10 protein-coding genes are annotated in these 11,302 nt (G+C 70.7%); 2 read left to right on the top strand and 8 right to left on the bottom strand.

Features of this window, described 5'->3' with window-relative positions; all coding sequences use genetic code 11:
- A partial coding sequence (locus tag VG296_RS12185) for a beta-1,3-glucanase family protein (RefSeq protein WP_325565777.1) occupies nt 1-1,568 on the top strand: 1,568 nt, incomplete at its 5' end.
- 32 nt (nt 1,569-1,600) lie between these two features.
- Complete coding sequence (locus VG296_RS12180) at nt 1,601-3,856, top strand: FUSC family protein (protein WP_325565776.1); 2,256 nt, start codon at nt 1,601-1,603, stop codon at nt 3,854-3,856.
- 10 nt (nt 3,857-3,866) lie between these two features.
- On the opposite strand, the gene VG296_RS12175 is transcribed toward VG296_RS12180, so the two are convergent.
- The 8 genes from VG296_RS12175 to VG296_RS12140 form a co-directional block, all read right to left on the bottom strand.
- Nucleotides 3,867-4,487 (bottom strand): DUF5134 domain-containing protein, encoded by a 621-nt coding sequence (locus tag VG296_RS12175; protein WP_325565775.1) that lies wholly within the window; start codon nt 4,485-4,487, stop codon nt 3,867-3,869.
- A complete protein-coding gene (locus VG296_RS12170; RefSeq protein WP_325565774.1) occupies nt 4,484-4,966 on the bottom strand; it encodes a hypothetical protein in 483 nt (160 codons plus the stop codon). Before VG296_RS12170 ends, VG296_RS12175 begins: the two co-directional genes overlap by 4 nt.
- Before the next feature lie 76 nt (nt 4,967-5,042).
- Nucleotides 5,043-6,035 (bottom strand): L-histidine N(alpha)-methyltransferase, encoded by a 993-nt coding sequence (gene egtD / locus VG296_RS12165; RefSeq protein WP_325565773.1) that lies wholly within the window; start codon nt 6,033-6,035, stop codon nt 5,043-5,045.
- 10 nt (nt 6,036-6,045) lie between these two features.
- The gene (gene egtC / locus VG296_RS12160) at nt 6,046-6,837 is read right to left on the bottom strand and encodes an ergothioneine biosynthesis protein EgtC (protein ID WP_325565772.1); all 792 of its coding nucleotides are present in this window, start codon (nt 6,835-6,837) and stop codon (nt 6,046-6,048) included.
- Nucleotides 6,837-8,180, bottom strand: a complete 1,344-nt coding sequence (gene egtB / locus VG296_RS12155; RefSeq protein WP_325565771.1) for an ergothioneine biosynthesis protein EgtB — start codon at nt 8,178-8,180, stop codon at nt 6,837-6,839. The genes egtC and egtB overlap by 1 nt, the downstream gene beginning before the upstream one ends.
- Complete coding sequence (gene egtA / locus VG296_RS12150) at nt 8,177-9,442, bottom strand: ergothioneine biosynthesis glutamate--cysteine ligase EgtA (protein ID WP_325565770.1); 1,266 nt, start codon at nt 9,440-9,442, stop codon at nt 8,177-8,179. Before egtA ends, egtB begins: the two co-directional genes overlap by 4 nt.
- 190 nt (nt 9,443-9,632) lie before the next feature.
- Nucleotides 9,633-10,430: a DeoR/GlpR family DNA-binding transcription regulator gene (locus VG296_RS12145; protein ID WP_325565769.1), complete on the bottom strand. Its 798-nt coding sequence runs from the start codon at nt 10,428-10,430 to the stop codon at nt 9,633-9,635.
- Complete coding sequence (locus VG296_RS12140; RefSeq protein ID WP_325565768.1) at nt 10,427-11,230, bottom strand: sugar phosphate isomerase/epimerase family protein; 804 nt, start codon at nt 11,228-11,230, stop codon at nt 10,427-10,429. Before VG296_RS12140 ends, VG296_RS12145 begins: the two co-directional genes overlap by 4 nt.
- Between the last annotated feature and the right edge of the window lie 72 nt (nt 11,231-11,302).

Here is an 11,302-nt window from a genome sequence, read left to right as displayed (position 1 = left end):
ACACGACGTCGTCGGGCGCGGTGTACGCGTATGTGACGGGGTTGGCGGTGGACAACGGCAATGCGCTGATGCTGTTGGAGTCCGATGGCCACACGGTGTACTACCCCGCCTCGCCGAGTGGTACTGGTGCGGGGTTGGGGGCGAACTGTGCGATCGCGTTGGGTGGGTCGGGTTCGACGACGTCGATCACGATTCCGCAGATCGCGGGGGGCCGGATCTGGTTCTCGGTCGGTGCGCCGATCACGTTCCTGCTCAACCCGGGTCCGGCGTTGGTCGAGCCGTCGGTGAGCAACCCGTCGGACCCCAACATCAACATTCAGTGGGACTTCTGCGAGTTCACGTTCAACGCCTCGCAGATCTACGTGAACATCAGCTACGTCGACTTCGTCTCGATCCCGGTGTCCCTCGCGCTGACCAACTCCTCCGGCAGCGTCCAGACCGTGTCCGGGATGCCGGCGTCGGGGTTGGACACGGTCTGCTCGAACCTGATCGCGCAACACAATGCGGACGGCGCCGGCTGGGACCAACTCGTGGTCACCTCCGGCGGGGCGAACCTGCGTGCTTTGAGCCCGAACAACGGGATCGTGCGGAACTCGGCGCTGTTCTCCGGCTACTTCCAGCCGTACGTCGACCAGGTGTTCTCGAAGTACGCCAGCCAGGCGTTGACGGTGGACACCCAGGCCTCCTGGGGGTCGGTCGCCGGCACGGTGTCGGGTGGCACGTTGAACTTCCCGGGTGTGGCCGGGTTCGCGCAGCCCACGGCGGCGGACATCTTCTCCTGCTCGACCGGGCCGTTCGCGGACACCTCCGGGGAACGCGGCCCGTTGGTCGCGCGGATCAGCGCCGCGTTCAACCGCACCACCTTGCTGACCGACACCGACCAACCCGACGGCGAGAACCCGGCGACCTACTACCAGAACACGGTCACCAACCACTACGCGCGGATCGTGCACGGCGCCAACCTCGACGGGCGCGGCTACGCGTTCCCGTACGACGACGTCACCGCGAACGGCGGGGTCGACCAGTCCGGGTTCGTCGCCGACCCCAACCCCACCGTGCTGACCATCGCCGTCGGCGGCGGCACCGCCACCGCAGGCGGCGCACCCACCCCCACCGCCACCGCGACAGCCACCTCCGGCAGCGGCGGGGGGACCGTGAGCGCCTACACCACGATCCAGGCCGCGAGCTACTCCGCACACAACGGCACCCAAACCGAGACCACCACCGACACCGGCGGCGGACAAGACGTCGGCTGGATCGCCAACGGCGACTGGCTCGCCTACAACAACATCGACTTCGGGACCACCGGCGCCACCCAATTCCAAGCACGCGTCGCCTCCGGCGCCGCCACCGGCATCAGCGGCCTCGTCCAAGTCACCCTCGACAACCCCGCCAACACCCCCCTCGGCAGCCTCGCCATCGGCAACACCGGCGGCTGGCAAAACTGGCAAACCACACCCGCCAACATCACCACCACCACCGGCACACACACCGTCTACCTCCTCTTCACCAGCGGCCAACCCGCCGACTTCGTGAACATCCACTGGTTCACATTCGATGCCGCCTAACGGCGTAGGTCGAATTCGCGGATACTGGCCTCATGCTGCAATGGCTGCGTCAGCACGACCCCGCGCTCGCCGCGACCCGCCGCGCCGGGCGCACCGCGCTCGTGATGCCTGCGCTCTTCGCGCTGTGTACGCAGGCCATCCACTCGGTCCCGATGGGCACGTTCGCCTCGTTCGGCGCCTTCGCGATGCTGTTGATGGTCGAGTACACAGGCCCGATCGTGCAGCGGTTGCGCGCGCACCTCGGACTCGCGGTGGCGTGGGCCGTGCTGATCTGCATCGGCACGCTCACGGCCCGGGTGACCTGGCTGGCCGTCGCGTGCACGGTCGTCGTCGGGTTCACGGTGCTGTTCTCGGGCGTGGTCAGCTCGGTGCTCGCGAGCTCGGCCACGCCGTTGCTCCTGGCGTTCATCCTCCCGGTGACGAGCCCGGTCCCGCTCTCCCAGCTGCCCGCGCGGCTCGCCGGGGTCGGGCTCGCGGCGGGCGCGACCATGCTCGCGATCACGCTGCTCTGGCCACGCTCGTCCACCGACCCGCTGTCCGCGCCCGCCGCCCGCGTGTGCCGGGCCGCCGCAGCGCAGCTGCTCGCCGACGCGTCGCTGCTGGCCAGGGACAAGGGCGCGCCGAGCGCGAAGCAGTGCCAGGCGACGGCCGGCAAGGCGGCCGAGGCGGCCCTCGAGCTGCGCCGCGCGTTCAACGCCACGCCGTACCGCCCGACCGGCCTGTCCACGGGGTCACGCGCGCTCGTGCGGCTCGTGGACGAGCTCACCTGGCTCAGCACGATCATGGCGGAGAGTCCGATCCGGGCCGAGAACGGGCCCAGCTGCGATCGCGAGGCCCACATCGCACGGCGCGCCGCCGCGGCCGTGCTGAACTGCGCGGCGGATCTGCTCGAGAACCTGCGAGCCGACCCCGACCCGCTGCGCGCCGCGTCGCTCCAGCTGCGTGCGGCGATGGCCGCGATGGAGGACGGCGCGACCGTGCGGCTGCCGGTGGATCGTCCGGTGGACGGCACGGAGGAGCAGGTCCGCGAGTTCATCGGCGTGCTCGACCACTCCTTCCGCGCCCAGGAGCTGGGCTTCGCGACGCTGCAGATCGCGGAGAACGTCGAGCTCGCGGCGGAGGCCGAGCAGCGCGGCTGGTTCGCCAGGCTGCTCGGACTGGAGCCGGGGGCGGTGCGTCAGCCGCTCGTCGCGGCGTGGGAGCGCGGGCGTGCGCACGTGGAGTGGCACTCGGTCTGGCTGCACAACAGTCTGCGCGGCGCGGTCGGTCTCGGCATCGCGGTCGCGCTCGCGAATGTGACGAGCGTTCAGCATTCGTTCTGGGTGCTGCTCGGCACGCTGTCCGTGCTGCGATCGAACGCGCTGAACACCGGTCAGAACGCGCTGCGGGCCGTGGCCGGAACGGTCGTCGGCTCGATCCTCGGCGCCGGACTGCTCGCGCTCGTCGGCCACCACGGCAACGTCCTGTGGGTCCTGTTGCCGGTCGCCATCCTGCTCGCCGGCATCGCACCCGCGGCGATCTCCTTCGCCACAGGTCAGGCTGCATTCACGGTCACTCTCGTGATCCTTTTCAACATCGGCCAGGACCCGAACTGGCACATCGTGCTGCTGCGGATCCAGGACATCGCGCTCGGCTGCGGCGTGAGCCTCTTGGTCGCGCTGTTCTTCTGGCCGCGCGGCGCCGGGGCGGCCCTGGAGAAGGCGCTGGCCGAGGCGTACGAGGACAGCGCCCGCTACCTCGCCAGCGCGGTGGAATTCGCCCTCGGCCGCTGCACCGCCCACCCCGCGCCGCCGGACGCGCCCATGCTGGAGAGCCGTCAGGCCGCCGCCGCGGCACGGCGCCTGGACGACGCCTTCCGCAGCTACCTGGCCGAACGCGGCTCGAAGCCGGTACCCCTGGCGGACACGACGACACTGGTGACCGGCGTCGTGGGCCTCAGGCTCGCGGCCGACGCGGTTCTCGCCCTCTGGCGGCAAACCGAGTCGCGCGACGAGCCCGACCGGGCCCAGGCCCGCGCCGAGCTCCTCAGCGCCGCGACCCGGGTCTCGAACTGGTACGCGCAACTCGCCGAAAGCCTGGACCGCTACCTCCCCGCCCCTCCCCCGCTCGAGCGCAACACCGAGGCCGAGGCCCGCCTGGTCGAGTCCGTCCGCCGCGACCTCGCCGACGAGAACGGCCAGGCCACCGCGACCGCCGTCCGCATCATCTGGACCGGCGACCACCTCGACGCCGCCCGCCGCCTGCAACCGACGCTCGCCGCCGTAGCGACCGCCGGGGCCCGGGCCTGAGGCGGCCTGATCAGACCAGCTTGGTCAGAATCGCGTACGCCAGGACGAGGACGATGACGATGCGGCAGACGTCGACGCTGCGCGGCGCGAGCATCAGGGTGCTGGTGCTCTCGCCGCCCTCGGTCCGCAGCGGCGCGATGCCGTTCAGCACCGCAACCGCGTAGAAGCACAGTGCGACGACGAAGATCAGGCCGATCGCCGGGTAGGTGATGGTCTGGTCGAGGATCATGCCGTCCCCCATCCCGGCCATCGTGTACTGGCCGGCCGTCGAGCCCTGGATGGTGGTCGGGGCGACGCCGGCGAGGAACATGTAGACGAGGACGGCGCAGCAGCCGGTCTGCGCGAGCAGCTCGCCGCGGACGGCCCGATCGGACCACGTCAGGTAGGTGCGCACGGCGAAATAGACCGCTCCGGCGATGAAGACGCCGGTCCAGAGGGAGCGCGGGAGAGAGCGCGCCCAGCTGGCGACGAGGCCCGCGGCCGCGATACCGACGGCGAGGTGCAGGATGTCGGACTCGTAGTCGGTGGCGCGGCCCCAGGCGCGGCTGATCGCGAGGCGCCAGAGGGAGTAGCCGGCCACAAAGATCATCAGGGTACTTACGAGGGCGGTGAGCCAGCCGGGGGCGTTCACGCGGCGGCCCCTGCCGTGGAGACGGCGACGAGCGCGGCGGACGTGGCGGAACCGGCGGCCCTCGCGGACGGCGCGGGGTTGACCGGCCAGAACGCGACGGCGATGGCGGCGAGCAGGGGCCCGGTGTCGGGATCGGTGCCCATGCCCTGGAACGGCATGCCGAAGCCCTCGGCGAAGACCCAGATCAGCGCCGCGAGGACGATGGCTAGGACGATGGCCAGGCCGATGCCGATCTCGACCAGCGCGAACAGGACCATCGTGCCGACCGGATGGTCCGAGACGATGCGCTTGGCCCAGTCGAGCGGGTCGACCAGCCAGAGCGGGGCGCCATCCCCGGCTTCGCCGAGGGTCATCGGCGCGAAGTCCCTGGTGAACATGTACGGCTGCAACTTGAGCAGTCCGTCGAGCAGCCACAGCCCGGCGAGCACGAGTTGCAGCCGTCGTCGCAGCGGGGACGGCGAGGCGGCGGAGCGAGTCATGGTGCCGCTATCGTGACGTATCTCCCTGAGATTTCTTGAAGATCCTTCCGGGGTTATGAGGCGCTGCAAGGAGGCGCTACGAGACGGGCCGCGCCAGCAGGACCGCGAAGCGGTCGGCCCGGTCGGTCCACCAGCGGCTCACTTCGAATCCCCCGGCGGCGAGCTCCTCCGTCAGGCTCGTGCGACGGAACTTGCAGGACAGCTCGGTACGCACGTCCTCCCCGGCGGCGAGGTCGACGACGAGGTCCAGCCCGCGGATCTTCACGGTCTGCTGCACCTGCGAGCGCAGGTACATCTCGATGCGCTCCTCCGCCGCGTTCCAATCGGCATGGTGATCGAACTCTGCGATGTGGAAGTCGGCGTTCAGCTCGCGGTTGATGACCGACAGCACGTTCTTGTTGAACGCGGCGGTGATGCCGAGGCTGTCGTTGTACGCGGGCACCAGCACCGCCTCGTCCTTGACCAGGTCCGCACCGAGCAGCAGCGAGTCGTCCGGGCGCAGCGCCTCGCGGAACTCGGCGTAGAGCTTGCGGCGCTGGCCGGGATCGAAGTTGCCGAGCGTGCTGCCGAGGAACGCGAGCATCCGCGGATCCGGGTCGTCGTCGGAGAGCACGAGGTCGTCCTCGAAGTCCGTGACGGTCGCCGCGACGCGCAGCTTCGGGTACTCGACGATCAGCGCCTCGCCCGCGGCGACGAGCGCGCTGCTGCTGACGTCGACCGGCACGTAGCGCTCCAGCGTCCCGGCGCCGAGCAGCGCGTCGAGCAGCAGCCGGGTCTTGCGGGACGAGCCGGAGCCGAGCTCGACGAGCGTGCGCGCGCCGCACGCGTCCGCGATCTCCTCGGCGTGGCTGGTGAGGATCTCGTACTCCGCACGGGTGAGGTAGTACTCGGGCAACGCGGTGATCTGCTCGAACAGCTCACTGCCGCGCTCGTCGTAGAACCATTTGGGGGACAGCGTGCGCGGTGGGGCGGCAAGCCCGCTGGTCACGTCGGCGCGCAGGCTGGCCTGGTGGTGGTCGGGCGGAAGCCGGTGGTCGAGCGTGAATTGAGTGGGGTTGGAGCCGGTCACGATTTCTTCCTCACTTCTCCGCGGCGGCGTAGGACACGTGCAGCGTTGTTGTTCGGACGATGCCGGCCTGGTTGGCCAGCAGGAGCGTGCGGTCGGGGACCTCGCGCCATTCCCCGGCGAACTCGTCGTCGGGTTCGGAGGCGACCAGGACGGACGCGGGGTCGTTGCGGTACCAGAGCGTGTCGCCGAAACGCGTGGCGAAGATGGTCTCGCCGTCGGTCAGCAGCAGGTTCAGCCGGGCAGTCGGGCGCGCGTCGGCGACGTGTCGAACGACCGTGGCGAGCGCGTCCTCGGGGGCGACGCCTCGGCGCAGTTCACGATAGATCAGCAGCCACAGGAGCGCCGAGTCGCTGCGGGCCTGCAGTGAGAGCAGCTCGGCGGGGGTGAGATCGGTCGGGAGATCAGTAGGAAGATTGGTCCAGTCGGGGATGGCGCCGTTGTGGCTGAACAGGTAGCGGCCGTCGCGAAAGGGGGCGGCGGCGGATTCTTCGTTGCTGGTTCCGGCGGTGGCCGAGCGGACGGCGGCGACGACGGCGTGGCTGCGGATCGCGTGCGCCAACTCGGGCAGGTTCGGGTCGGTCCAGATGGGGACGTTGCGGCGGTAGCGCGCGGGCTCCTCGCCGTCCTCCGCCTCCCCAGCCGAGCCGGTCGGATACCAGCCGATGCCGAATCCGTCCGCGTTGACCACGCCGTGCTTCTGCAGGCGCGGCGCCCACGACTGCTCGTACAGCGCGTGCGCGGGGGCCGTCACGAGCTGCGCGAGGCTGACCGGCGGTCCGAGGTACGCGAGGTGACGGCACATCAGACGCCCTCGCCGCGCCGTACCTCCGCGCCCGCGTCCCTCGCCGTGCGGAAGCCGCTGAAGATCTGCCGGCGGATCGGCAAGTCCCAGTTGCGGAACGTGCCGCGGCACACGACCGGGTCCACGCTGAACGCGCCGCCGCGCAGCACCTTGTAGTCGGGGCCGAAGAAGACCTCCGAATACTCCTTATAGGGGAACGCGACGAAGCCGGGGTACGGCTCGAAATCGCTGCTGGTCCACTCCCACACGTCCCCGATCAGCTGCCGCACCCCGTACGCCGACCGGCCCTCGGGGTACGCGCCGGCGGGTGCGGGCTGCAGGTGCCGCTGGGCGAGGTTGGCGTGCTCGGGGCCCGGGTCGGCGTCGCCCCACGGGTAGCGGCGCGAGCGGTCGGCGGACGGGTCGTGCCGCGCGGCCTTCTCCCATTCGGCCTCGGTCGGCAGCCGGCGTCCGGCCCAGCGCGCGTACGCGTCGGCCTCATACCAGCTCACGTGCACGACCGGTTCCTGCGGCGGCACCGGCTCGACGACCCCGAACCGGCGACGCAGCCAGCCGCCGCCGGAGCCGGCGCCGTCGCGCGTCCAGAACAGCGGCGCCTCGATGTCCGCGTGGCAGCGGTGCGCCCAGCCGGTCTCCGTCCACCAGCGCGGATCCTCGTAACCGCCGGCCGCGATGAACGCCTGGTACGCCTCGTTCGTGACCGGCGTCGTATCGAGGTAGAACGCTGACACCTCGACCGGGTGCGCCGGACGCTCGTTGTCCAGGGCCCACGGATCAGTGCTCGTACCCATGGTGAACGGGCCGCCGGGGATCAGCACCTCGCGCGGCAGCCGGGCCGCGTCGGCGGGCGCGGCCGGCGGGGCGGGCGCCCGGAGCACGGCAGTACCCTGACGCAGTTGGTGCGTGGCCAGCATCGTCTCGTCATGCTGCTGCTCGTGCTGCGCGATCATGCCGAGCACGAAGCGGTCCGCGAGCAGCGGGTCGTCCGACTCGGCCGGGACGTCCCCGAGCAGCTGCAGCGCCTGGTCGCGCACCTCGGCGATATAGCGCCGGGCCTGGTCGGGGCGCAGCAGCGGCAGTTCGGGCCGGGAGGACCGCGGGTGCTGGAAGGCGTCGTAGATGCCATCCAGGTCGGGGCGCACGCCGGGCCGGCCCGCGGCCGCGCGCACGAGCCAGATGTCCTCCTGGTTGCCGATGTGCGCGAGGTCCCAGACCAGCGGCGACATCAGCGGGGAGTGCTGGGTGGTGAGATCGGCCTCGTCCACGCAGTCGGTGAGCGCGAGCGTGCGCAGGCGGGCGGTGTCGAGTGCGCCGAGGGCGCGGTCGAGATCGGCGGCGGTCATCGCCAGGCCTCCTGGAGTTCCCGTGGAGCGCTGGGCAGCGCGTCGAGTCGGTCGTCGGCCGGGCAGCGGCCCCGCGCGACATAGCGTTCGATGAATGCTGATACGGCGTTGCGGAGCGGCTCCGAACTGCCGGAGAGCGCCTGCTCGGCGGCGGCGAAGCACGCCATGGCCGGCTTGCCGAATTCGGGGGCTGACATGCCGAACCGGGCCGCGCGCATCCACGTGTGCGCGCTCGGCAGGGCGGCGCCTTCGCACAGCGGCTCGGTCGCCGCCCACGCCGCCTCCGCCGCGGCCGGGTCGTCGAACAAGGCCGCTGACACGGCGGCCGCAACGACCCATTCGTCGCCGTGCTGCGCGTCGATCATCCGCAGTTCCAGCCAGCCGCGCGGACGGATGGGCGGGAACAGCGTGGTCAGGTGATAGTCGAGGTCTTCGATGGTCGGTGGGCGCAGTCCCGGCACGGCTCCGTCGAGCCAGCCGCGGAAGGTCAGCCCAGCGGGTGCGTTCCAGCTCTGCGGTTCATCACTGCGGATGCAGAGCACTGCGGCGTCCAGCGCGTAATCCGCCCACGCCGCGCGCGGGTCGGCGCCGTGTGCGGGCGGCCGGGTACGGCTCGGATCCATGCGCCACCACACCGCTTGGCGGCCGGAGCGCCAGCCGGTGGGTCTACCGCGCCAGATCGGGGAGTTGGCGAATGCCGCGACCAGGACCGGCCCGAGCCGGTGCGCCAACTCCCAGCGTCGGCGCCACCCGGTGATCGCCCCCGCCCCCTCCTCCCCCGCGTCCAGGTTGATCTGCAGCCCGGCCGTACATCGCATCATCCGGCGGCCCCACGGACCGCCGCGGTCGAAGTGAGCCTCCATCGCCTGATAGCGCGGCAGATCCAGAATCCTGTCGCGGATCAGGAAGGGTTCGAGTCCCCAGCCGCCGAGGGCCAGGCCGTGCGCCGCGAGTGCCGCGCGCAGCACCTCGGTGTCGGCAGCGACGTCGGCAAGGCAAGCGGTGAGCGGGCCCGGCCGGGAGCTGAGCTCCACCTGGCCACCTGGCTCACGGCTGAAGGTGCTGCCGCCGGGGAAAGCGGGGGGTGCGTCCAAGCCTTCCAACGCGCGATCGACCCTGGCGGGCGAGACCGCGCGCCGCGGGTCGACCAGATCGTGCACCAGCCATTCGAGTTCCACTCCGACCAGGGCGGGTGGCCCCGTCTTGAAACACACGCCGCGGACGTGAGCGTCCGCGTCGAGCGTCGTCAGCCCCTCTTCCATACCGCCCACACCTCCCACACGGTGCGCTCTGGACCCGCGCACCTCGTTGGGTTTTTCGCCCTAGAAGGCACCCTAACCGCCCTCGGCGGTGTCGGCCATGCCCGTAAGACGTCCGTAAGGACCGCCGACGGAGTCGCCGCAACCGGCGGCCGCCTCGAACAGTATTTCGAACTTTTCCGGGATCTGCCAGTCAGGACCGGCCGGCGCCGACGACCTTCAGTTCCACCCCGTTGTCCGCGCACAACTCGCGGATCTCCTCGCTCGCGTCCTCGGTGACGACGAGGTCGACGCGGTCGAGGCCGCAGACGGTGATGAAGTCGGTGACGCCGAACTTGCTGCTGTCGATCGGGACGACGACCTTCCGGGCGCGGTCGATGACGGCCTGCTTGACCTGCGTCTCGGCGACCTCGGCGACGGAGATGCCGCTCTCGGTCAGCCCGCTCGAGGAGATGAAGGCCAGGTTCACGGTGAAGCGGGACAGCGTCTCGAGGGCGATGGGGCCGACGACGGTGCCGCCGAGGGAGTGGACCGTTCCGCCGAGCAGCGTGTGCCGGATCGACGGCGGCTTGTCGGCGAGCGCGGCGGCGACGCCGAGCGAGTTGGTCAGAACATTTACATGCTCCTGGTCGAGCAGGTGCGCGATTCGCTGCACGGTCGTCCCGCTGTCGAGGAACACCGAGTCGCCAGGCGCGATCTCCGCGGCGCACGCCCGGGCGATCAGGTCCTTCGCCTCGGCATGCAGCATGCTGCGATCGTCGATCGTCGGCTCGAACTGGGGTCGTAGCGCGATGGCGCCGCCGTGCGTGCGCCGCAACTGCTTTCCGAGTTCCAGCAGGCTGAGGTCCTTGCGGATGGTCGGCTCGGACACGCCGAGGACCGCGACGAGTTCGGCGATGCGGACGCGGCCCTGCGCGCCGACCATCGCGAGGATCCGCTGCCGGCGTTCCTCGGCGAAGATCGGATCGCCGCTGCCCAAAGAGCCATTCATCGCGCACCTTCGCCTTCGACTTCGACTTCGACTTCGACTTCGGCGTCGACTTCGATTTCAACTTCGACGTCGACATCTTTGTGCCAACGCAGCAGGTCCCGGCGCACGCGGTCGGCGTCGCCCTCCGCCACGTCCTGGACGATCAACGGTACCGGCGGCACCCGCTCGAGGAGGCGAAAGACGAGGTGATAGTCCATCAGGCCGAAGTCCTTTGCCTGAACGCTGACGATCCTGGGGCCGAGGAGTTCGACGGCCTCCGTCAGAATCTCCCCTTGAAATTCGATCGCCTGCGGCGTGAGCAGGTTGGCGGGATCGAACACGATCCCGATCGGTGCGTCATCGCCGAGCTCGTCCAGCAACCGGGCAGCAGCGGCCGCGTCGCGCACGACGTTGCCGGGCTCCGGTTCGATCCCGAGCACGACGCCCCCTTCCGACGCCGCGTCCAGCAACACGTCGAGCGTCGCACGCAGGTCGCGCCACGCAGCGGCCGATGCGTTGTCAGGGTGCGCATGCCACATGTCGTTCGGGTCGCGCGTACCGGTGCACAGGGTGACGGCCTCGGCTCCGAGCAGCCGCGTACGACGGATGAGCTCGGCCGCCTGTCGTGTCTCGGCCGCGCGCCGCTCGGTGTCCGGGCCGATCGCGTTGTACGTCGCCGACGCGCTCGGAATCGCGAGACCCGCTGCGTCGAACGCGGCGCGCACCTCGGCGAAAGCCGCGTCGGGAAGGCCGTCGGCGAGCGTCGGCAGGCCGATCGCGGCGAAGTTCCAGTGCGCGACCGTGTATCCGGCGCGCTGCACCTCGGCAGCGACCTCGGCGGCCGTCGCACGCCGGAACGTCTTGGCGAAGATCCCGAGACGCCGAGAGAGCGG

Source organism: Actinospica sp. (assembly GCF_035552695.1).
Classification (GTDB): domain Bacteria; phylum Actinomycetota; class Actinomycetes; order Streptomycetales; family Catenulisporaceae; genus Actinospica.
The sequence above is the reverse complement of the archived record's forward strand: the minus strand, read 5'-3'. Positions and strand labels throughout refer to the sequence as shown.

Bases quoted from the DNA above. Each gene is read 5' to 3' on its own strand.
- VG296_RS12180 (WP_325565776.1), top strand. From the start codon at position 1,601: ATGCTGCAATGGCTGCGTCAGCACGACCCCGCGCTCGCCGCGACCCGC.
- VG296_RS12170 (WP_325565774.1), bottom strand. From the start codon at position 4,966: ATGACTCGCTCCGCCGCCTCGCCGTCCCCGCTGCGACGACGGCTGCAA.
- egtC (WP_325565772.1), bottom strand. From the start codon at position 6,837: ATGTGCCGTCACCTCGCGTACCTCGGACCGCCGGTCAGCCTCGCGCAG.
- egtB (WP_325565771.1), bottom strand. From the start codon at position 8,180: ATGACCGCCGCCGATCTCGACCGCGCCCTCGGCGCACTCGACACCGCC.
- egtA (WP_325565770.1), bottom strand. From the start codon at position 9,442: ATGGAAGAGGGGCTGACGACGCTCGACGCGGACGCTCACGTCCGCGGC.
- VG296_RS12145 (WP_325565769.1), bottom strand. From the start codon at position 10,430: ATGAATGGCTCTTTGGGCAGCGGCGATCCGATCTTCGCCGAGGAACGC.